This is a genomic window from Luteolibacter rhizosphaerae, from assembly GCF_025950095.1.
Lineage (GTDB): Bacteria > Verrucomicrobiota > Verrucomicrobiia > Verrucomicrobiales > Akkermansiaceae > Haloferula > Haloferula rhizosphaerae.
Map to the genome: position 1 here is coordinate 290,532 of NZ_JAPDDR010000001.1, position 23,021 is coordinate 313,552.

The following is a 23,021-nucleotide window of genomic DNA, read 5'->3' on the forward strand; positions in this document are numbered from 1 at the left end:
CGACAAATCATCGCTACCGGGCGCGTATGGCAGGGCTCATGCATTTCTCGCGAATCCATTCCTGCCTGTGGTTTACGGGAGTGGTGCTTGCGGCTCGCACGCAGGGGGCTCCCTTCGGAGATGGGATCAAGCCGCTGTTAGAGCAGCACTGTGTCTCCTGTCATTCGGAGAAGAAGCACAAGGGTGACTTGAATCTCGAACGGTTTGAGACCTTGGATCACGCGCTGAAAGAGCCGCGGATCTGGCAGCAGGTGATCGAACAGATCGAGGAGGGAGAGATGCCTCCGGAGGACGAACCCCCGCTCTCTGCGGAGGACAAGGAGAAGCTTTTGGGCGGTGTCCGGGAGATGTTGCACGATGCCGCGCTGGCCAATGCCGGCGATCCGGGGCCGGTCGTGCTGCGGCGTCTGTCGAATGCCGAGTACACATGGACCCTGCGGGATCTGACCGGGGTGGGGTCGCTCGATCCGGCGCGGGAGTTTCCGGTCGATGGGGCCGCCGGAGAGGGCTTCACCAATGCGGGGGCGGCACTGGTGATGTCGCCGGCGCTGGTGAGCAAGTATCTGGAAGCGGCCAAGGATGTGGCGGCGCATGCCGTGCTCCTGCCGGACGGGATCGAATTTTCCCCGCACACGACGCGTCGGGATTGGACGGAAGTGAAGCTTGCGGCCATCCGGGAGATCTACTCGCGTTACTCGGTGCCGGGAGAGGGGATGGCCTTGAACCTGCAGGGCCTCCGCTTCCAAACCCTGGATGGAGGCTCCCTGCCGCTTGAGAGGTATTTCGCAGCTACTCTTGAAGATGCCGGGCGCTTGGCGGAGGGGGAGTTCAAGGATGTGGCGGCGACGCGGCAGCTCAGCGCGAAGTATCTCAAGATCCTTTGGGATGCGCTGAACGAGACCGATCCATCCTACCCGATGGCGGGCATCCGCGAGCTGTGGCAGGCGTCCAAGCCGGGAGATGGGAAGGTCTTGGCGGATGCGGTGAAAGGCTGGCAGCAGTCCTTGTGGCGCTTCCACTCGACCGGGCAGATCGGCAAGCCCAATGGCCCGAAGTCCTGGCAGGAAGCGGTGACACCGATCGCCAAGGCCCGGGAACTAAGATTGAAGATACCCGGGGAATGGAAGGGGAATGCGGTGGTATCGCTGCTCACGCAGGACGCGCGTGATGGCAGCGAGGGGGATGCAGTGCGCTGGGAGGAGCCGAGCTTGCTGCACGGCAAGCTCCCGCCGATTCCCTTGCAGCAGGTCGAAGTCTTCGATGCCAAACTAGGCGAGCTGTTAGGCAAGGAGTCTTCGCGCACCGTGGCCTATTTGGAGGTGCTGGAAGAGCTCAAGGCGGGCAAGGCTCAAGCGGTCGTGGTGGCGGAGCGCGGACTGGATGAACGCGTGCTGCAGCGATGGATTGATCTAGCAGGAATTGGTGGTTCAGGCACACCGGAGATCCGGGGGCACTTCAAGACGAAGCTTTCCGATATCGGCGGGTTTCCGGATGTGAAGGGCTGGGGATCGGCCCAGACACCGAGCATGACGGTGAATGGTGCCGGAGAGACGGTGCGCTTCAGCACGCTGACGCTCCCTCCGCGCAGTGTCTCGCTGCATCCGTCGCCCGATCGGGAGGCGTCGATTGTTTGGCGCAGCCCGATTGCAGGGAAGCTGCGGGTCTCCGGGGAGGTAACGGATGCCGACGGGAGCTGCGGCAATGGCGTGGCATGGCGGGTGGATCGGATCTCGCGTTCGGGGCGGCTTGGCGTGGCTGCCGGGATGATGGATAATGGAGGGCGCGATTCTTTCGCTTCGGAGGGAGAAGTCGCGGTGGGGGTGGGAGATTTGATCGCTCTGGGAATCAACCCGCGTGATGGAAAGCATGTATGCGATACCACTCAGGTGTCGCTGGTGATGACCGAGGTGGCAGGTGGGGCGAGTTGGGATCTGAAGGAGGTGATCGACCGCGTGGATGACGGCAATCCGCTTCCCGATACGGCGGGGCATCCGGAGGTGTGGCATTTTTGTGCGACTGCTTTGAAGGAGGAGAATCGATCGAAGCTGCCCGAGGGCTCGGCTTTGGCAAAGTGGGTGAAGCTTGTGACGGATGGTGGCGCGCGCGAGGAGGTCGCCGCGGCGGCCAAGGCGGTGCAGGATCTTCAAGCTGGAGCTGCAGATGTGAACGAGGCGGATCTCAAGCTGCGGTCGCTGCTTGCGGATATCGACGGGCCGATGGCTTGGGGCGTGATGGCACTGCGAGGATTGGAGCAGGATGACCTGCGTGCCGAGGGAGCGGGTCGGATGGATTTCAAGATCCCCGCGAGATTGGCGGAAAGTGCGGAGGTCGTGGTGAAGGCGACCTTGGAATCAGGCAGCGTGGTGACGAGCCTTGCCGCGACCGATGGATCGAGATCGATCCACTCCGGGGAAATGCCGGTGCTGGCGAAGGATGCGGCGGTGGAGCGGGTGAGCAATGGCTTCGGTGCCTTCCACTCGGTATTCCCCGCGGCGCTCTGCTATTCGAAGATCGTGCCCGTGGATGAGGTGGTGACCCTGCGCTTGTTCTATCGCGAGGACGAGATGTTGCAGCGGTTGGTGCTTGATGAGGGCGAGACTGCGGAACTGGACCGGCTGTGGGACGAACTGGAGTTCGTGAGCCTCGCCCCGCTGAAGCTCGTGGATGCCTTCGAGCAACTGTCCCAGTATGTGACGCAGGGCGGGAATCCGAAGGAGATCGAGCCAATGAGTCAAATGGTGACGGAAGGAGCGGATCGTTTTCGAGCAGCGATGGTGGCGGCAGAGCCGGGGCATGTGGAACGCGTGATCTCGTTTGCGGATCGTGCGTGGAGGCGCCCCTTGGCCGATGCGGAGAAGGAGGCGCTGCGACAGCTCTACAGGAAGCTGCGTGCGGAGGAATTGGCGCATGAGGATGCGGTGCGCCTGGTGCTCGCGCGGGTGCTGACCGCACCGGCCTTCCTCTACAAGATGGAGACCCCGGGGCCGGCGAGGGACTCGGCCGAGGTGAGCGATCACGAATTGGCGACGCGCCTGAGCTATTTCCTCACCAGTAGCGGGCCGGATGATCGCTTGAGGGAGCTTGCCGCGGCAGGACGCTTGAAGGATTCCGATGCCTTGGCTGGTGAGGCGAGCCGTCTTCTCGGTTCGCCGCACCGGCTGGCAATCGAGTTCGGCACGCAGTGGCTGCATGTGCGGGGCATCGATCAGCTCGATGAGAAGAGCGAGACGGTGTTCCCGGAGTTCGTCGGGATCCGCAATGATCTCAATGAGGAGCCGGTGAGGTTCTTCGAGGATTTCTTCCGAACAAACGCGAGCATCTTGGATTTGCTGGAGGCCGATCATGTGTTCGTGAACGGACGCCTGGCGAAATACTACGGGATCGAGGGTGTGGAGGGAGAGGAATGGCGGCGCGTGGACGGGGTCGCGAAGAAGGGCCGCGGCGGCATCCTTGGTTTCGGGGCTACCTTGGCGAAGCAGAGTGGTGCGTCGCGAACGAGCCCGATCCTGCGCGGCACTTGGGTCTGCGAGACTTTGCTCGGGGAGCACTTGCCGCCGCCGCCGAAGGACGTGCCGCTGCTGCCGGAGCAGCCGCCTGCGAATCTCTCCGAGCGCGAGCTGACCGAGATGCATGCGAACCATCCCGCGTGCTCGCGCTGTCACGCAAAGATCGATCCTTACGGCTTCTCCCTTGAGCACTATGATGCGATTGGTCGCTTCCGTGCGCTTGACCTGACCGGCAAGCCGGTGAATGCGAAGGCTGAGACACCGGATGGCAAGACCCTGGTGGGGATCGAGGGCTTGAGAAGCTACCTCGCGGGAGACCGGAAGGAGGATTTCGTGGGGCAGTTTTGTCGCAAGCTGCTGGGCTATGCCTTGGGTCGCGGCGTCTTGATCAGCGACGAGCCCCTGCTCGAGGAAATCGAGACGGCGCTGGTCGCGGATGGCTACCGGGTAGGCATCGCCGTGGATAAGATTGTGCGGAGCAAACAATTTAGGGAGATTCGCGGGAAGGATCACCCGAACGATCATTGAGACCTATGAGCATTCATCGCTTTTCGCGTCGTAGCTTCCTGCGTGGTGCCGGGGTGACCATGGCGCTGCCGTGGCTCGAATCGATGTCCGTGTGGGGCGACGAGACGAAGCCGCGTGAACCGGGGAGCGAGGCTCCCAAGCGCTTCGCGGTTTTCTTCTCGGGCAATGGTTTCCACTCGCGCGAGTGGTGGGCGAAGGGTGAGGGGAAGTCGATGGAGCTGGGCCGGGTGCTACACCCGCTGGCGGACCTCCGCGAGAAGATGCTCTTCATCCGCGGGCTCTACAATGCGGAGGCTTTGAAGGGGAATATCCACAGCTCGCAAACCGGCAACCTGCTTTCCGGGGCGCCTCTGGCGAGCGGCGGTGAGATCCGCTCCTCGACCAGCGTGGACCAGTATCTGGCTCAGCAGATCGGGCGGGAGACGAAGTTGCCGAGCCTGGTGTTGGGCTGTGAGAAATCGAACCCCTCGGTCCACAAAAACTACTCGATGCTGTATAGCTCTCACATCTCGTGGAGCTCGCCGACGACGCCGACCCCGCTGGAGGTGTATCCGGCCTTGGCCTTCGACCAGCTTTTCAAAGACAGCGCAAACCGCGGCGATCAGAGCGTGCTGGATGCCGTGTTGGAAGATGCCAAGGATCTGCGCCGCGGCGTGAGCGGCCAGGACCGGCACAAGCTGGACGAGTATCTGGACTCCGTGCGCGAGGTGGAGCAGCGGATCTCGAACGCGGGCAAGCGCGGCGAGCTTCAAGGTTGGCGGCCGACGCTCTCCGCACCGAACATCCCGCGGCCGGCGGACGGAATCCCTCAGGACGTGGCCGAGCACATGCGGCTGATGTGCGACATCCTCGTGCTGGCCTTCCAGACCGACACCACGCGGATCTGCACGCTGAAGCTGAACAACGATCACTCCGCGCTGCGTTTCCCGAATCTGGGGATCGATTACATGATCCACCACCTGCTCTCGCACACCGACAACGAGGATTGGCTGAAGGTGAACCAATTCTTCGTCGAGCAGGTGGCCTACATCGCGCGGAAGCTGGATTCGATCCGCGAGGGTGAGAAGACTCTTTTGGACAACTCGATGCTGCTCTTCTGTTCCTCCATGCTGCACGGAAATCACGATGCCAACCAACTGCCGGTCGTCCTGCTCGGAGGAGGTGGGGGCACGCTCCAAGGCGGACGGGTGCTAGACTACATGGATCAACCGCAGCGGCAGATGTGCCGTCTCTACCTGAGCGTGATGGAAAAGATGGGAGTGAAGCTCGCGGCCTTCGGCGATGCGGTCTCGCCCCTCGAAGGAGTCTGAGTTCTCTAGCTGTAGGTTCCGAGCATCTGGTGGACGTTCTCGATGGCCATGCTGCCTTCGCCGACGGCGGCGCTGCAGCGCTTGACCGATCCAGAGCGGACATCTCCGGCGGCAAAGATACCGGGCCGGCTGGTTTCGAAAGGATACGGAGATCTGCCCGCATTCTGCCATGCAGGGCAGTCGGCGATGGCTGCGCCTGTCCGGATGAAGCCTTTCTCGTCCGTTGAAATCTCCGGCGGCAGCCAGTCGGTGCAAGGGCGGGCACCGATCATCGAGAACACCGCGGCGGCCTCGTGCATCTGCCGCTCGCCGCTTTGCGTGTTCTCGATCTCGATCCGCTCCAGTCGGCTTTCGCCGAACATCCTGCGGATTTCGGTGAAGCGCAGGATCTCGATGTTGGGCTGCGCTTCCACCCGTGTGGAGAGGTAGCTGGACATGCTCTTGGTAAGATCGCCGCCACGAATCACGAGGTAAACTTTGGCGGCGGTTTCCGAAAGGAACATCGCAGCTTGGCCTGCGGAATTGCCGCCGCCCGCGACGAAGACCATGGCCTTCCGGCAGGTCTGCGCCTCCATCGGTGTGGCGGCGTAGAAGACCCCCAAGCCTTCGAAGCGTTCGAGGTCTTCGGCATCGATCTTGTTGTATTGCGCTCCCGTGGCGATGATCACGCATTTCGAGCGCAGCACGCTGCGGCTGCCATCGATCCGGATCGCGGAGGAGTGCTCGCCCTCCGTGAATGCCAGCGAGAGCGCGCGTGAGGGCGTGGAGAACTTCGCGCCGAAGCGGTAGGCTTGAAGCTGAGCCCGGAAAGTCAGGTCCCCACCGCTGATCCCGGTCGGGAAGCCGAAGAAGTTCTCGATCAAGGAGGATGACCCCGCCTGTCCACCCGGCGCGAAGCTCTCGAGCACGACGGTGCAGAGTCCTTCCGAAGCGGCATTCACCGCCGCTGCGAGACCCGCAGGCCCGGCACCCACGATCGCGAGATCACAGAAGAGCTCCTCGTCCGTTTCCGAGGAGAGCTGCCGCAGCAGTCCGGTGATACGGGCGATCTCGAAGATACTCGGGTTCCTCGCGATCGAGCCGTCACCGGAAATCAGGGCGGGCAGGTCGTCATTCTCAATTCCGAGCCGTCTGCACAGGCTCTGGCATTCCTCGGTAGTGGAGTCCACCAGACGGTGCGGGATGTGATTCTTGTCGAGGAAGTCATCGATCCGCCGCGCTCCCTGGCATCCGGGGTTGGCCAAAACGCGGAAGCCCGCGAATTCGTTGTCCCGGCTCAGCCGCTCCCGCCGCATGATGAAGGCGCGGACGATCGGCTCACCGACCCCCGGAAGCTCCGACAAGCTCGCTCGCCGGAATCGAGAGCACCTCCGTTTTCTCCGCCCGCCCGCGGATGGAAGCGATCGCCGCAGTGCCGTTGAGCATCGAGACTTCGCCGACGAAATCCCGCGGGCCGGGGGCGGCGAGAATCTGTTCGATCCCGTCGCGGCTCTCATACGCTTCGAGTTCGCCCTCGAGCACCACGACCATCGGACAATCGCGGGACCCGGCACGGATCACGACTTCTCCCGCCCGCACGATCTCGCGCGTGCCGAGCGGCTCCAGAAGCGAAAGCTGATGGTCATCCAGCTTCGGGAACGCGATGCTTTCCGTATCGCGGTAAAACTGCGCGTCGCGCTCTTCCGGGCTCATGGCGCGAAACCATAGCCGGTTTTTGAAACAAGGAAATCAGCGAAACGTCGATCTTAGTAACCCAGCCAGGGGCCGAGCCATTTCTCTGCTTCCTCCACGCTCATGCCCTTGCGGTGCGCGTAGTCCTCCACTTGGTCCTTCTGCAGCTCGGAGATCGCGAAGTAGTGGCTCTCCGGGTGGCTGAAGTAGAGGCCGCAGACAGCCGCGCCGGGATGCATGGCGCAGCTCTCGGTGAGTTCCACCCCGGTGGGCTCCGATGCTTGCAGCAGATCAAAGAGGATCGGCTTCTCGGTGTGATCCGGCTGGGCCGGGTAGCCGGGAGCAGGCCGGATGCCGCGGTAGAGTTCCTTGATCAGCTCGTTGTGGCCGAATTCGTTCGGGCGCTCGTAACCCCACTCGACACGCGCGCGATGGTGCATGAGTTCGGCGAAGGCTTCGGCAAGACGATCCGCGAGAGCCTGAGCCATGATTGCCAGATAGGGGTCGTGTGCCGCGCGCAACTCCGCCGCCCATTCATCGGCACCGTGGATGCCGACGACGAAGCCCCCGATGTAATCCTTGCCCGCGCCTTGCGGGGCCACGTAGTCGGAGAGCGCCTCGTTCGGCTTGCCGCTCTCCTTCTTCACCTGCTGGCGCAGGGTGTGAAGGCGGGCCTTCTCCGAAGTACGATGCTCATCGTTCCAGACGACCAAGTCATCGCCATCCGAGTTCGCGGGGAAGAAGCCGTAAATGCCGCGGGCGGTGAAGCGCTTCTCCGCGATGATCCGGTCGAGCAGGACGAGCGCCTCGGCATGGAGCTTGGCCGCTTCCTTCGCGCCTTCCGCATTCTTGGTCTTGAGGGTCTTGGTCTCGCGATCCCAGACGCCCCGCAGCTCCCATGCGTGGAAGAAAGGAGTCCAGTCGATGTATTCGACCAGTTCGCGCAGCGATTGATTGGCGATCACGCGGGTGCCGAGGAACTCGGGCACCGCAGGCGTGTAAGCGGACCAATCGGTCGCGCGCGCGAGCTTGCGAGCCTCGACGATCGAAATAGTCTCTTTCTTCGGTCCGCCGGTAAACGCCTCACGAGCCTTGCGGTGCTTCTCGGCATTCTCCGCGACGAACGCGTCCCGCTGCGCTTCGGAAAGCAGCGCGGTGGTCACAGGCACGGAACGCGAGGCATCCAGCACATGAACGACCGGCCCGGAGTAATGGTGCGCGATCTTCACCGCGGTGTGGGTGGTGGAAGTGGTGGCACCACCGATCAGCAGCGGCACCGTGAAGCCTCCCTTCTCCATCTCCTTCGCCACGTGGATCATCTCATCCAACGAGGGGGTGATCAATCCGGACAGGCCGATCACGTCCGCGCCGATCTCCTTGGCCTTCGCCAGGATCTTGTCGCAGGAAACCATGACGCCCATGTCCGTGACCTCGAAGCCATTGCAGGCGAGCACGACGCCCACGATGTTCTTGCCGATGTCGTGGACATCGCCCTTCACCGTCGCGATGAGAAACTTGCCCGCGGACTTCTGCTCCGGGTCGCCGGCCTTCTCGGCGTCCATGAAGGGCTCCAGCCAAGCAACGGCCTTCTTCATCACCCGCGCGGACTTCACCACCTGCGGCAGGAACATCTTGCCCTCGCCGAAGAGGTCGCCGACGACGCCCATGCCATCCATCAGCGGGCCCTCAATGACCTTGAGCGGGCGGCCATACTTCAGACGGGCCTCCTCGGTGTCCTCGTCGATGAACTTGTCGATGCCCTTGAGCAGAGCGTGTTCGAGCCGCTTCTCCACGGGATGCTCGCGCCACGAGAGATCCTCTTCGATCTTCTTGCCACCCTGTCCCTTGAATTGCTCGGCGAAGTCGAGCATCCGTTCGGTGGCATCGGGGCGGCGGTTGAGCAGCACGTCTTCGACGTGTTCGAGCATGTCCTTCGGGATCTCGTCGTAGACCTCGAGCATGCCGGCATTGACGATGCCCATGTCCATCCCCGCCCTTGTCGCGTGGTAGAGGAAAGCCGAGTGCATCGCCTCGCGCACCACGTTGTTGCCGCGGAATGAGAACGAGATGTTGGAGACGCCGCCCGAGATCTTGGCGTGGGGCAGGTTCTGTTTGATCCAGCGCGTCGCGTTGATGAAATCCAGAGCGTAGTTGTTGTGCTCCTCGATCCCGGTCGCGACGGTCAGGATGTTGGGGTCGAAAATGATGTCCTCCGGCGGGAAGCCGACCTTGTCCACCAGCACCCGGTAGGCGCGCTCGCAGATGCGGATCTTTTCCTCGTAGGTCGCGGCCTGCCCGTTTTCATCGAAGGCCATGACCACGGTGGCGGCACCGTAGCGGCGGATGTGCTTGGCCTGCTCGATGAACCTTTCCTCGCCTTCCTTCAGTGAGATCGAGTTCACGATGCCCTTGCCTTGGAGGTATTTCAGTCCCTCCTCGATGATCTCCCACTTCGAGGAGTCCACCATGATCGGCACCTTGGAGATAGCGGGCTCGCTCTGCACCAGTTGGAGGAAGCGCGCCATCATCGCCTTGCCGTCGATCAGTCCGTCGTCGAAGCAGATGTCGATGACGTTGGCTCCGCTCTCCACCTGCTGGCGGGCGATCTCAAGCGCTTCATCAAGTTTTCCTTCACGAACGAGCTTCGCGAACTTCGGCGAACCGGCGACGTTCGTGCGCTCGCCGATCATCAGGAAGTTTTTGTCCGGCGTATGATTGTACGCTTCAGAACCGGACAGACGAAGAACGCGAGGGATGGAAGGCATGGCTGATGAGGTAACCGCAGAGACGCAGAGATCGCGGAGGGTCGCGGAGTTCTTAATCGGTAAGGTTGTGCACGAGGCGCTTGAGGCCGTCTCGGAGGAGAGGAACATGAAAATTGATCAGAAGCCCGAGCGGCTTTCGGCTCATCCGGAGATAGGTAAGCAATTGGGCGCTGTGGACAGGTTTGAGAGCTTCGCCCGTCTTCAGTTCAACCACGATCTTGTCCTCCACAAGCAGGTCGATTCGGTAGGCGTCGGGAATGATCAAACCCTTGTAGGTGAGGGGAAGTAGAAGCTGCCGAACCGAAGATATTCCCCTTAGCGAGAGTTCATGGTGTAGCGATGCCTCATAAGAATGTTCTAACACTCCCGGCCCCAGCTCGCGATGAACCTCAATTGCCGCTCCGATCACCTGCTCGCTCAGAAGATTTAGTCCCTCATTCATACTCTGCGCTCCTTCGCGAACTCTGCGCCTCTGCGGTTAATCTGCCAAGCTCGGCACCTCACGCGGCGCGATCCCCTTCACACCCTCGGCAATGGCCGCGATGTGTTCCGGCGTATTCCCGCAGCACCCCCCCGCAAGGTTGAGCAAACCATCCACGGCAAACTCCTTCATGTAAGCGTTCATGTGTGGCGGCTCCAGATCGAAGCCCGTCGGAGCCAGTGGGTTCGGCAGCCCCGCGTTCGGATAGCAGGAAATGTGCGTGGCGGAGACCTTCGCCAATTCTTCCAGGTGAGGCTTCATCAGGTCCGGGCCCAGCGAGCAATTCAAGCCCACCGCCAGCGGATTCACATGCGCCATCGCATTCCACATCGCCTCGACCTTCTGTGCGGAGATCATCGTCTCGCCACCGCGGCCGACCGCAGCGCTAACAATGATGGGAAGCTTCAGCACATCGGCATCGAAGACCTCCTGGATCGCGACGAGTGCCGCCTTCGCGTTGAGCGCGTCGAAGATCGTTTCCACCATCAGGATGTCGCAGCCCCCGGCGATGAGGGCTCGCACCTGGCGAATGTAATCTTCCTTCACCTGGTCGAAGGTCACGGTACGGAAGCCCGCATCATTCGCATCCGGCGAGGTGCTGAGCGAAACCGTCAAGGGCCCGATCGCCCCGGCGACATAGCGCTTGATGCCGGTGTCGTTTGCCACCCGGTCCGCCCATTCGCGGCAGAGTCGCGAGGACTCGAAATTGATCTCCCACGCAAGGTCACGGAGCATCGGGTCATCGATGATCTTTTGGAAGAACTCCGGATCCTTCACGCCACCATGCTCGCGCGGGTCATCGACGAAGAACTCGCTCTGGGCGATCGAAGTGCCCGAGAAGGTGTTCGTCTCGCAGATGTCGGAGCCGGCTTCGTAGAAACGCTTGTGAATGTCCCCGATCACATCCGGACGGGTGATGGAAAGGATGTCCCCGTTGTTCAGCAGGTCTTTGCTGTTGTTCGCGAAGCGCGGGCCGCGGGCATCGGACTCGATCAGGCCATACGTGCGGATCGTCGTGCCCATCGCGCCATCCAAGACGAGGATGCGCTGGCGGAGGGCTTGCTGAAGTTCGATCGTAGGATCGGGGCGGGGCATGCCCGGAGGCTAGGACTGCCAGACGCTTTCGCAAGAGACAAATCTTCGTATCCGGATGCGTTGATGGGAGATGGTCAAGGTGTGAGAGAATGCCTACGGGTGGCACGATAATTCCTGTTTTTTGTAAATTCGGGACGAAAATTACATTATTGCTTCCAATTATAGAGTCCTTGGATACGGGTTTTTCCGTGAAACCCATCTTTTCCTCCCTAAAGGTGCTTTTGGTGACCTTATTTGCCGCATCATCTTGCTTGGCAGACCTGGCCGCCGACTTTGGCGCGCTCACCTCCGGTATCTCGGGGCAAGCCATCGCATCCCCCGGGACTTCGGGCACGGTTGCCCCATTCGGTGCAGCCTCCTTTCCTGTCCTGCTGGGCACGGCCTCCCCGGTGCAGGCCCCCGCCGCCGCGGGGCGCCATGGCGATAGTTACGACCCTTCGGCTGGCCGTGCCGTCGCCTTCTCCCACACGGGCTTTTTTGACACGGGCGCCGGCGCGCGCAGCACGCTCTTCACGAACTCGATCCTCTGGGCCAGCAAGCAAGCCGCTCCGGCAGGGACCACCGTCGCCATCGCGAGCAGCGCGGTCTCCTCCTCATTCGTGTCGGGACTCGGCTACACCACCACCGCGGTCGGGACCAATCTTACCGCCGCGAATCTCAGCAGCGCCCATGTGCTGGTCCTCAGCGCCCACGCCAACTTCACCGCGAGCGCGGTGACGAATATCAAGAACTTCGCCGCAGCAGGCGGGGGGATCGTGATCACCTCCACCCCGTGGGCTCTTGGCGCCAGTAACTACGCGAACGCGAACTCCATCCTCGATCCCTTCGGCCTCTGCTACAGCCTCGACTACTCGGATGATTCTTCATGGACCGTTGCGGCCGCTGCCTACCCCGCTTTCCAATCCGCCCTTCCCGCTGCAGATGCTTTGATCGCCGATAAGGAAGGAACCGCGGTAATGAGCGCCGCCAATCGCAGCGCTGCCGCCAATGCCATCTTCCAGGTCACCCAGATCCGCATCGATATCCCCGCGCTTGCCGCGAAGCTCGCCTTGCTGAGCGATTCTGCCCACTACGGCATGATCGCTCCCACCGCCGCGGCTCCGATCAATACCACCAACAAGCCGGTGGAGAAGATGATAGCGAGCTATCAGTCGAAGACCTTCGACCAACTCACTCCCGCCCAGCTCTTCGTCCACCCGAGCGCCTCCGATTTCCCCGGCTTGCCCACTGCCGGTGCGGCGACAGTGACCAAGACGGTTACGATCAACGGCAATACCTCCGTCGATTTCTACATGAACCAAGGCGGCCGCCCGACCCGCTTCGAGACCGGCCTCTATGCCGCCCCGGGAGCCACCGTCACGATCACCATCCCGGGCGATAAGACCGCTCAAGGGATTCAGGCCCACATCTCCCCGAACGGTAGCCAGGACAGCACCTTCAACATCACGAACTGGACCTTCTTTCCGAAGCTATGGCGCAGGGTCGATCTCACCCAAGCCAGCACCCAGACCGGGCATGTCATGGGAGGGCTGATTACGCTCATGATCCCGCCGGGCAAGAGCTTGGGCAATTTCGAGGTGACGATCAGCGGCGCGATCGAGGCCCCGGTCTTCGTGCTCGGCCAGAATACGGACGCGGAATGGAATGCGACACTGAAAAGCAAGCCCGCCCCCTACGGCTACATCCAGAATAGCAAGCTGACCATCTATGTGCCAAAGACGCAGCTCGCGGCGATGAACAACCCCGAGGCCGTGACCGGCTACTGGAAGCAGGTGATGGACATCGCCGACGAGTACTACGGTTATACGACTTACCGGAAGCGCGGCGAAGCGATCGCCACGGCACGCTACGTGGCTGCGGGAGCTGCTTACGCCAGCTATCCGATCGAGGCGGGCTGGGGGACCGGCTCCGATGAGATGCTGGAGGGAGCCCGCATCAACGGCCATTGGGGCAACTATCACGAACTGGGTCACAACTATCAGGACATCTTCGACGGCACCTTCGTCATCGCGCTCAGCGCGGAGGTGGATGTGAACCTCTTCCCCGGGATGATTTACACCCTCCTGCACGACCGCACGGCTTGGGATGGAGCGCACTCGACCTATGATGCCAGCAGCCGCCTCCCGAAGCGCCAGCAGTACCTCGCCCTTTCCGATGCGGAGAAGACCTGGCAGAAGGCCCACGACATCACTCCCGTGGCCTATGACTTCTACTTCAATCTCTCCGAGGCCTTCGGTTGGCAGGCCTTCAAGACAATGCTCACGCGCCTGATGCGCTACCTGCAGAGCCCGAGCAGCGCCACGGATCCCGCGCTGCACGCCCTCAGCAGCGGCGATGCGAATTTCAAGCGGAACCGCTTCTACATGCTGATGTGCGATGCCACCGGGCGGAATCTCGATAGCTACTTCCAGCGCTACGGTCTGGGCAAGGTGGGGGCAGGGCAGGAGATCACCCAATCGGTGAAGGATGCCATCGCGGCCAAGGGCTATCCGGTGTGGACCGACAACACGCCGATCGACGCGCTCTCCACTCCATCGAATCTCCACGTCAGCGAGGATGCTTCACCGGGCACGGAGATCCACCAGCTCGTCGCCACCGATGCGGAGGAGCCGGGAACGATCTGGGATTACTCGATCACTGCGGGGAACACCGGCAATGCCTTCACCATCGATCGGCGCACCGGCAAGCTCCGCGTCCAGAAGGTCGATGCCGAGACGCTGGGTACCTACAACCTGACCGTGCAGGTGCAGGACAATGGCGTGCCCCGCTTCTCCACCACGAGCAGCTTCACCGTAGCGGTGGACAATGTCAGCGAGGCACCGCAACTCGAAGGCAAGCTCTTCACCGCCACCAGCGCGATGGCGAATGGAGCCTCCTTGGGCACCATGGGCCTCGCCATCGAGCAGGGTCGCACCTTGGGCAGCCTGGAGATCGTCGCGGGGAATAGCGGGCAGTTCTCCATCAATCCGGCCACTCGTGCCATCACGGTTACGAATGCTGCCAGCTTGCCGAATCCGGGCGTGGTGGTGCTTACAATCCGTGCGATTGATAGCGCGGGTGTCAGCGGCTTCGGCACCGCGACCATCTTGTGTAATCGTTCGACCGGGGTGCTGGAAGAGCGTTGGCCCGGGGCCTCGATCAGTGGGAACCCCACGGTAACGAATACATTCAGCAGTTTCACCTCCGGGCAGAATGCGGCGGAGAGCTACATCCGGCGCGTCTCGGGATGGCTGGTTCCGCCCGCCAGCGGAGTGTACACTTTCTGGATCGCGTCGGACGATGGCAGCACGCTCTCGCTCGGTGCCGATGAGAAGGAACCCGGCAAGCAAGCGATCGCAAGCGTCTCCGGCTACACCGGCTTCCAGGCTTGGATGGCGCAGCCTTCGCAGAAGTCGACGCCGGTCTTCCTCCAGGCGGGCCGCGCCTATTACATCGAGGCGATCCAGCAGGAGGGCGGTGGTGGCGATCACGTGGCGGTCGCCTGGCAGGGGCCTGGCATCGCCCAACAGGTGATTCCGGGCACGGCTTTGATTCCCCGGAATGCGACGAGCAGCTTCCCGGCTTCCGGTGCGTTGCCGGCCATCACGATCACTTCGCCGGAAGAAGGCGCCTTCCTCTTCGTGCCGGGAACCTTCCCGATCACGACCGAACTCGAGGAGAACACGCTCACGATCTCGAAGGTCCAGTTCTTCGATGGCGAGACCCTGATCGGCGAAGATGCCACTGCGCCTTACTCTCTCGATTGGGTGAATCCGGCACCCGGCACCCATGCCCTGCGGGCTCGCATCGCGCACACGGCCGGGACCGTGGATTCAAATGCGCGGATCGTCACGGTCGCGGCGGCGGGTGCTCCGCTGCTTTCTCTAGACAGCCCCTTGGCGGATGAGATCTCGATTCCTGCGAATGTCGGCCTCGTGCTTGAGTCCACCGTGCTCGATAATACGCCGGCTTCGCTTGCGGTTTCTTGGAGCAAGCTCAGCGGTCCGGGCACGGTGAGCTTCGGCAATGCTTCCGCGCCTGATACCAGCGCGAGCTTTTCCGCAGCGGGCGATTACGTCCTGCGTCTTACCGCCAGCGATGGCAGCCAGGAAAGCACGCGGGATCTCACCGTTCATGTCGGCGTGACGCCGCTTCAGCTGATCAGTGCGGACGTGAACGCGCCGCGCACCGGTAGTAGCTCTTTGTCGGATGGTGTGGTGACCATCTCTGGGGCTGGCAATGACATCTATGGCACCAGCGATCAGTTCCACTTCTACCATGAACAGGTAAGCGGCGATTTCGATTTTCGCGCGCGCTTGGCCTCGAAGACGATCAGCAGCGTTGGAGCCCACACCGCACTGATGGCACGCGAGAGCCTGGCGGCAAACTCCGCGCATGCCGCCGTCTCACAGGAGAGCAGCGGCAGCACCTATCTCATGCAGCGCGCCAGCAGCGGTGCCTCCACCTCGATCAATATCGGCAGCGCGGTGAACAATACGCCTCCCACATGGATGCGGCTTGCCCGGACCGGGAACAGCATCCGCGGCTACATCTCGGATGACGGTGTGACTTGGACGGAGAAGGGCCCGATCACTCCGGCCCTGTCGGGAACCGTGCTACTTGGCTTCGCCGTCTCGAATTCCGAGTCGAGTGCGGGTGCGGCTCTGAATGTGGCTACCTTCGACAACATCAGCGGCCTCAGCAGCGGCAATGTCGGCGCGCTGGTGGCGGCCGGTCCCGATCAGAACATCACGCTGCCGCAAACGGCTTTGGCCGGTAGCGCGAGCGATGATGGCCAACCGAATCCTCCGGGTATGCTCGCGACGCGTTGGACGAAGCTTAGCGGTCCGGGAAGCGCGAACTTCGCCAATGCGAATTCGCCGGTGAGCCAAGTGAGCTTCTCCGTGCCGGGGAACTATTTGCTGCGACTGGTGGCGGATGATGGGCAGGTGAAGACCTTCGATGACTTGGCGATCACGATGCCTTCGCCCTTCGCCAATTGGCGCGCGGCCCGCTTCGGTGCTGCCGCGGGGGATGAGCTGGTAGCCGGCGCGAATGCCGATCCGAACCGGAACGGGATCGCGAACTTGCTTGAGTATGCTTTCGGTATGGATCCGGAAGCGCAGGGGACTGTCTCGCCGGTGCTCTTAGGAGATCAGGGCGGGCGCATCCGCTTGACCTTCACCCGCGACCCTTCGGCGACCGACCTCGACTTGCTGGTTCAGGCCGGCAGCGACCTGTCCGGCGAGTGGGTAGATCTCGCCCGCAGCGAGAACGGTGAACCCTTTGGGCCTCTCGTTCCCGGGGTTGAGGTGAGCGAGACGACCTCGGGTGATCTCCTCGAGGTCGGGCTGCTGGATCTTCCACGGGCCAGTCTGCCGGATACACGCAGGCGTTTCCTGCGGGTGGTGGCCATCATGCCCTAGTGTCCGGCTTGGACTAGTTCCTAGCGGCCCATGCCATGCCCTTCGCCAACATCGGGCGGAGGGCTTTGCTGGCCTCAGGATGTGGACTGATGGCGAGGACCCGTCCTTTGCCATGACGGGTGGAGATCATCGCCGGGGTATCCGTCATGGTTCCCTCCTGTGGCTCGTAGTGGGAAACCTCGCTGCGGAACCACGCGAGGACCTCGTAGGTCGGAGATTCGTTCGGCAGCATGGGCGGAACAATCGGGCCGTTGTGATAGCGGACTTGGATCTCTCCGGGATGATCGCCGAAGATTTGCTTCCCGGCATCGCTCAGCTCCATGGTGACCAAGGATGATGGCCCGCGATACCACATGCTCTTCATGCCCTTCCCCGGGATCTCCCGCATGTCGGCGAAGGTGCGCTGATTGCTAAAGGCGAGCGACCAGTCGTAGTTCGAGGCGGAGAGGTAAGCTCCCGCACAGATGCCGACGTAGCCTCCGCCCTGTTCGACGAAGCGGCGGACTGCGTGACGGCCCCGCTCGCCCAAGGCCTTTGCTTGGCTGCTACCGCTTCCGCCGGGAAAGATCGCGAGATCGAATCGCTCGAGTGCGCCTTGCCGGACATCTTCCGCACCGACCCGCCACGCAATGCTGCCGGGGAGTTCTCTCAGGGTGGCCTCCATCAGAGGCGGTCCTCCTCCGCCAGCGCCCTTGTCATCGAAGATCGCCACGCGGGGCCCTGGAGAGGGCGGCGGAATGATGGCCGCTTCGCTTCCCTGCGAGACCATGCCCAGCCGGAGGAGAAGCTGGTGAACCATGATCCGATGCTGGCGGGTGCGGAGAGAAAGCGGCTGATCGCGGGAGGTGGTTTCCACGATCATGGCGGAGGCTCCGAGTTGCTCGGCGGCGGCCCGGGCAAGGCTGCCCTCCACCGGTAGGCTCAGGTTCACGAACCAGCGTTGCGGATCGGCGATTGTCGCGTTCACTGTGGACAGCATCACGGGCGCAGCGGCATCGGTCGCATCGCTGTTGCAGTCGATGATCGACGAGCCCACCGAGCCGGGCTGCAAGCGGTGGAAGTCGTAGCCTTCGTGCAGGTCGATCAGCCAGTCGGGGTGCTGTGCGGCGACGAAGTCCCACAGATGGGCCGCGAGCGCGCCCCGCGTCCCTCCTTCGCTTCCCGCTCTGGGGAAGTTGCGGTTCAGGTCCCTCTCTCCCGTCTTGACCCCGGGGATCAGGCGCTTGCCTGCCTTCAGCGCGGGGACGTTCGCCCGTGGGATGACGATCAGCCGGCCTCGAATCAGCGGCCACTCGCAGATCTGTTCGGCGGCACGGGCTCCCGCCGGCTCATCGCCATGGACACCGCCGGTTAAGACAATCGTCGGTCCGGGCTCCGAGGTTTCGATCACCTGGTAGGGCGTCTCCCAGCGGCTACCCGTGGCGATAAGGCCGGAGCTGCGCAGTTCCGCGGAGATCCCGCAGGTGGTAAGGGAGCAGAGGATCGCAATGAATGCCCGGCGCATGTCGTTCGATTCAGCTTGCCCCTCGCGCTCGAATGCAAGCCGGGGATTGCGACCTTGTGGTCAACTACGGGCGTCGCGCTGCCGATCAATCAGGCACCCAAGTAGGCCTCTTGAACGCGCGGGTTCGCCTTGAGTTCGGCGGAGGGGCCTTCCAACAGGATCGAACCGGTCTCCAAGACATAGCCGTAGTTCGAGACATCCAGCGCAAGGTTCGCGTTCTGCTCCACCAGCAGGATGGTCAGACCCTGCTCACGGTTGATCTCCACGATGCGTTCGAAAATCGCCTTTACCAGCAGCGGCGCGATGCCGAGCGAAGGCTCGTCGAGCATCAGGAACTTGGGATTCCCTAGCAGGGCGCGGCCAATCGCTAGCATCTGTTGCTCACCGCCGGACATGGTACCCGCGGCTTGGTTCTCCCGCTCCTTCAAGCGCGGGAAGAGGTGGAAAACGTATTCGGTCTGCTTGGCGATCCACGCTTTGTCCTTCTGAAGGTAAGCGCCCATCGCCAGATTCTCCTTCACCGTGAGATTCGCGAAGACCATCCGGCCTTCCGGCACGTGGCAGAGGCTGCGCGATACAATCTTGTGTGGGGGCAGGCCGCGGATCTCTTTCCCTCCATAAACGATGGATCCGGTCGATTTGATCAGGCCGGAGAGGGCGCGGAGCGTGGTGGATTTACCCGCACCATTAGCACCGATCAAAGTCACGATGCTTCCCTGAGGGACCTTGAGCGAAACACCGTGCAGCGCTTTGATTGCGCCGTAGGATACGTGGAGATCTTTGACTTCGAGCATCGTCGTTCAGGTCGGTTCACTCGGCAGCCACTCCCAGATACGCTTCGATCACCTTCGGATCGCACTGGATTTGCTTCGGCGTTCCCTCGGCGATCTTGCAGCCATATTCGATCACGGCGATGCGCTCGCAGATGCCCATGACGACCTTCATATCGTGCTCCACGAGGAGAACGGCGAGGTTGTAGCGCTCCTTGATGAAGCGGATCAGGTTCATCAAGTCGTCCTTCTCGGACGGGTTCATGCCGGCGGCGGGCTCGTCGAGTAGAAGAAGCTTCGGCTTGGTGGCGAGGGCACGGACGATCTCAAGGCGGCGTTGGTCGCCGTAGTTCATGTCCTTGGCATTCTTGTCACGGGCATCGGCGAGGCCGAAAATGTCGAGCAGTTCGAGAGCCTCCGCCTCGATGGCGGCTTCCTCTTTCTGAAATACCGGACCGCGGGTGAGGGAGTGGAGGATGCCACGCTTCAGATGGGTCATCATCGCGGCACGGACGTTGTCCAGCACGCTGAGAGAGGAGAAGAGGCGGATATTCTGGAAAGTCCGCGCGATACCCATACGGGTGATCTCGTGTGGCTTCTTCCCGGGAACAGAAATGCCTTCAAAATGGATTTGGCCGGCAGTCGGGGTGTAGACGCCGGTGATCAGGTTGAAGACGGTGGTTTTGCCCGCTCCGTTTGGTCCGATCAGGCCTACCAGCTCGCCCTGGCCGACGCCGAAGCTCAAGTCGCCAACCGCCTTCAGCCCGCCGAAGCGGATGGTCACATCTTTCAATTCCAGCCCGGAGCTCATGCGGATTTCTTTTTCCGGTTCAGGAATGGCAAGGAGGGCAGAAGTCCCTGCGGGCGAACGATCATCATAATGATGAGAAGCAGCGAGAAGACGATCATGCGATACTCTTCGGCATCGCGAAGGAACTCATTGAGCACCGTGAGCAGGATGGCCGCGAGGACCACGCCCGCCGTGCTGCCCATGCCACCAAGGATCACGATCACCACGATGTCGAAAGACTTCAGGAAGTTGAAGCCCTCTGGCGAGATGGTAGTACGGAGGTGGGCGTAGAGTCCGCCGGCGAGGCCTGCGAAGAAGGAACCGGTGACGAATGCAGTGACCTTGTAGCGGACGGTGTTGATCCCCATCGATCCGGCGGCGACCTCATCGTCTCGAACAGCGAGGAAGCCGCGGCCGTAGGTGGAATTCACCATCGACGCGACCACATACACGCAGATGGCGGCGAGGGCGAAGACCCAAAAGAAACTGCTGTGGGGCGGGATGCCCTTCAGTCCGAGCGGGCCGCCGAAAGGTCCGTCTCCGCTCGTATTCTGCAGGATCACGCGGACGATCTCGTTGAAGCCGAGGGTAACAATTGCGAGGTAATCGCCGCGGAGACGGAGGGATGGCATGCCGACCAGCCAGCCGCAGATGGCGGCGCAAAGCCCACCGATAACTAGGGCGATGAGAAACGCGGTGCCGGTCGCAAACGCACTGGGGCCGCCAAGCATCGGAATGAGCTGCTGGCTGGCCTCGAGCGTGAAGATCGAGGCTCCGTAGGCGCCGACCGCCATGAAGGCGGCGTGACCCAGCGAGAACTGGCCGGTGTGGCCATTCACCAGATTCAGGCTGACCGCGAGGATGATGTTGATCCCGACGTTCAGGGCGATGTCCAAATAGTAGGCATCGATGTTGTCGGAAACGAGCGAGACTCCCAAGCTGATGGCGAGGGCGACGATGAGAGCGATCTGGGCGGAGTAGCGCTTCATGCGTTCTGTCAGACTTTTTCGCGCTCCACCTTGCCAAGCAGGCCGGAGGGTTTGAAGACGAGGATGAGGATGAGAATGACGAAGGCGACGCCTTCCGAGTAGCCGGAGGGAATGCCAACGTTCTGGCTGTAGCCTTTCACCAGCGTCTCCGTGATGCCGATGATGAGCCCTCCAAGTGCCGCGCCCGGGATGTTCCCGATGCCGCCCAGCACCGCAGCCACGAAGGCTTTCAGGCCCGGTTGCACCCCCATGAACGGCTCGATACTGGGGTAGAGCGAGGCATAGAGGATGCCGCCGGCCGCAGCCAGCGCGGAGCCGAGACCAAAGGTGAAAGAGATCACCACGCCATTATTCACCCCCATGAGCGTGGAAGCGGTAGGGTTCAGCGAGAGTGCCCGCATCGCCAGACCCATCTTGGTCTTCATCACGATGAAACGCAGGCCGACCAGCAGGAGAACCGTGGTGGCGAGAACAACGACTTGGGCGATGGAGATCGTCAGGCCTCCGGTATTCGCGATCGCTGTCCGGGGTATCAGCTCCGGGAAGGGCCGTTGGGTAGCCCCGAAGGCGAGCTGGCCGGTATACTCGATAAAGAGCGAGACGCCGATCGCGGTGATCAGCACATTCAAGCGGGGCCGATTCCGGAGCGGGCGGTAGGCGAGGCGCTCCACCACCATCCCCAGCACCGCACAGACCACCATGGAAATCAGCAGCGTGAGCGCCAGCGATACCGGCCACGGTATGGCGGCAAAGGTAGGGCCTAGCCACTTGTGCAAGCCGAAGGCCGTGAAGGCCCCAAGCATGAACACATCACCATGCGCGAAATTGATGAAGCGCAGGACACCGTAGACCATCGTGTAGCCCAGCGCGATGAGGGCATAGATGGAGCCTTGGAACAGGCCGTTGAGTAGCTGCTGAAAGAACTGCTCCAAGGAAGTAAGGGCGGAGTTGGAAGTTTACCGGCGCGGTCCTCGAGGATTGTCTCAGGGAGCGATCGTTTCCGTGTAAACCACCTTGCCGTCCTTGATGGTGAGGATGACCGCCGGCTTGGTCGCGTTTCGCTGGGAGTCCAGAGTGATCTTGCCGGTGATGCCCTCGTATTCCTTGGTTGCGGCGATCGCGTCGCGCAGTGCGGGACCATCGACGGAGTTGGCGCGCTTGATGGCGTCGAAGAGGATCTTGGCGGAGTCGTAGCCAAGGGCGGCCATGGCATCCGGCTTGGCACCGTGCTTGGCCTCATACTTTTTCACGAAGTCTTGGATGGCCGGGGCTTGATCCTCGTTCGAGAAGTGATTGGAGAAGTAGCAGCCCTCCATCGCGTCGCCTCCGACTTCGATCAGCGAGGGGGAATCCCAGCCGTCGCCACCGAGGAGCGGGGCGGAAACGCCGAGCTCCCGGGCCTGCACGGCGATCAGAGCGACCTCGTTGTAGTAGCCGGATGCGAAAATCGCGTCCGGAGCGCCGCCCTTGATCGCGGTGAGCTGGGCCTTGAAGTCCTTGTCACCGGAGCCGTAGCTCTGCTCACCCACGATGGTGCCACCGTTCGCGGCGAAGTGCTTCTTGAAAAATTCGGTCAGGCCGACGCTGTAGTCCTGCTTGCTGTCGGTCAGGATCGCGACCTTCTTCCAGCCCTTGGAGAGGGCAAACTTGGACATCACCGTGCCTTGGAAAGGATCGATGAAGCAGACCCGGAAGACGTAATCACCCGCTTCGGTGACCTTCGGGTTGGTGGATGCCGGGGAGATCATCGGCACACCTGCAGCTTGGGCGATCGGGGCCATCTCAAGGGAGCGGCCGGAAGCCACCTCGCCGAGCAAGGCACTGATCTTGGAGCGGGAAATCAGCTTTTTGGCAACGATTCCCGCTTCACCCTGCTTGGACTGGTCATCCTCCGTGTGCAGCTTGATCTGCTTGCCGAGCAAGCCGCCCGCCGCGTTGATCTCGTCCACTGCCATCTGGGTGCCGTTATGGGAGGACTGGCCGAAGGTGGCAGTACCGCCGGTGAGAGCTGCGACCTCACCAATGTTGATCACGCTGTCGTCCGTCTTCTTGCAGCTGGAAAGGCCGAAGGCGGCGGCAAGGGTCAAGGCGGCGGTCGGAATGACAAAGTGGCGGCGTTTCATGGGAAGATCGGTGCTCGGTTCGGAAAACCGGAGCAAAGGCTAGGAAGCCGGTCGCGAGAGCGCAACCGTAAAGCAGGATCTGTA

14 protein-coding genes are annotated in these 23,021 nt (G+C 62.1%); 3 read left to right on the forward strand and 11 right to left on the reverse strand.

From position 1 onward, the window contains the following. Nucleotides 1-38 precede the first annotated feature (38 nt). Both OJ996_RS01180 and OJ996_RS01185 read left to right on the forward strand, forming a co-directional pair. Nucleotides 39-4,034: a DUF1592 domain-containing protein gene (locus tag OJ996_RS01180; protein WP_264510308.1), complete on the forward strand. Its 3,996-nt coding sequence runs from the start codon at nucleotides 39-41 to the stop codon at nucleotides 4,032-4,034. A gap of 5 nt (nucleotides 4,035-4,039) precedes the next feature. Further along, nucleotides 4,040-5,344, forward strand: a complete 1,305-nt coding sequence (locus OJ996_RS01185) for a DUF1552 domain-containing protein (protein WP_264510310.1) — start codon at nucleotides 4,040-4,042, stop codon at nucleotides 5,342-5,344. A gap of 5 nt (nucleotides 5,345-5,349) precedes the next feature. Here OJ996_RS01185 and OJ996_RS01190 read toward each other — a convergent pair whose 3' ends face one another. From OJ996_RS01190 to OJ996_RS01210, 5 genes are read right to left on the reverse strand one after another with little or no spacing between them, the layout of a single operon-like run. Further along, nucleotides 5,350-6,687: an NAD(P)/FAD-dependent oxidoreductase gene (locus OJ996_RS01190; protein ID WP_264510312.1), complete on the reverse strand. Its 1,338-nt coding sequence runs from the start codon at nucleotides 6,685-6,687 to the stop codon at nucleotides 5,350-5,352. After that, nucleotides 6,662-7,036 (reverse strand): cyclic nucleotide-binding domain-containing protein, encoded by a 375-nt coding sequence (locus tag OJ996_RS01195; protein ID WP_264510314.1) that lies wholly within the window; start codon nucleotides 7,034-7,036, stop codon nucleotides 6,662-6,664. The genes OJ996_RS01190 and OJ996_RS01195 overlap by 26 nt, the downstream gene beginning before the upstream one ends. Nucleotides 7,037-7,089: 53 nt before the next feature. Continuing rightward, nucleotides 7,090-9,780, reverse strand: a complete 2,691-nt coding sequence (gene metH / locus OJ996_RS01200) for a methionine synthase (protein ID WP_264510316.1) — start codon at nucleotides 9,778-9,780, stop codon at nucleotides 7,090-7,092. Between the two features lie 52 nt (nucleotides 9,781-9,832). Continuing rightward, nucleotides 9,833-10,222: a GxxExxY protein gene (locus tag OJ996_RS26360; RefSeq protein WP_345783752.1), complete on the reverse strand. Its 390-nt coding sequence runs from the start codon at nucleotides 10,220-10,222 to the stop codon at nucleotides 9,833-9,835. Nucleotides 10,223-10,258: 36 nt separating this feature from the next. Then, on the reverse strand, nucleotides 10,259-11,356 hold the full coding sequence (locus OJ996_RS01210; protein ID WP_264510320.1) for a homocysteine S-methyltransferase family protein: 1,098 nt from the start codon (nucleotides 11,354-11,356) through the stop codon (nucleotides 10,259-10,261). Between the two features lie 251 nt (nucleotides 11,357-11,607). Here OJ996_RS01210 and OJ996_RS01215 point away from each other — a divergent pair, with 251 nt between their 5' ends. Then, nucleotides 11,608-16,761 (forward strand): M60 family metallopeptidase, encoded by a 5,154-nt coding sequence (locus tag OJ996_RS01215; RefSeq protein WP_264510322.1) that lies wholly within the window; start codon nucleotides 11,608-11,610, stop codon nucleotides 16,759-16,761. Between the two features lie 13 nt (nucleotides 16,762-16,774). Here the strand turns inward: OJ996_RS01215 and OJ996_RS01220 are convergent, their stop codons facing one another. The 6 genes from OJ996_RS01220 to OJ996_RS01245 form a co-directional block, all read right to left on the reverse strand. Continuing rightward, a complete protein-coding gene (locus tag OJ996_RS01220; protein ID WP_264510324.1) occupies nucleotides 16,775-18,265 on the reverse strand; it encodes a BPL-N domain-containing protein in 1,491 nt (496 codons plus the stop codon). 89 nt (nucleotides 18,266-18,354) lie between these two features. Further along, nucleotides 18,355-19,059: an ABC transporter ATP-binding protein gene (locus OJ996_RS01225; protein ID WP_264510326.1), complete on the reverse strand. Its 705-nt coding sequence runs from the start codon at nucleotides 19,057-19,059 to the stop codon at nucleotides 18,355-18,357. Between the two features lie 16 nt (nucleotides 19,060-19,075). Then, the gene (locus OJ996_RS01230; RefSeq protein ID WP_264510328.1) at nucleotides 19,076-19,846 is read right to left on the reverse strand and encodes an ABC transporter ATP-binding protein; all 771 of its coding nucleotides are present in this window, start codon (nucleotides 19,844-19,846) and stop codon (nucleotides 19,076-19,078) included. Continuing rightward, nucleotides 19,843-20,814, reverse strand: coding sequence for a branched-chain amino acid ABC transporter permease (locus tag OJ996_RS01235; protein WP_264510330.1), 972 nt, complete (start codon nucleotides 20,812-20,814; stop codon nucleotides 19,843-19,845). The genes OJ996_RS01230 and OJ996_RS01235 overlap by 4 nt, the downstream gene beginning before the upstream one ends. An 8-nt stretch (nucleotides 20,815-20,822) precedes the next feature. Continuing rightward, the gene (locus OJ996_RS01240; protein ID WP_264510332.1) at nucleotides 20,823-21,746 is read right to left on the reverse strand and encodes a branched-chain amino acid ABC transporter permease; all 924 of its coding nucleotides are present in this window, start codon (nucleotides 21,744-21,746) and stop codon (nucleotides 20,823-20,825) included. 51 nt (nucleotides 21,747-21,797) lie between these two features. Continuing rightward, nucleotides 21,798-22,937, reverse strand: coding sequence for an ABC transporter substrate-binding protein (locus OJ996_RS01245; protein WP_264510334.1), 1,140 nt, complete (start codon nucleotides 22,935-22,937; stop codon nucleotides 21,798-21,800). Nucleotides 22,938-23,021: the final 84 nt, after the last annotated feature.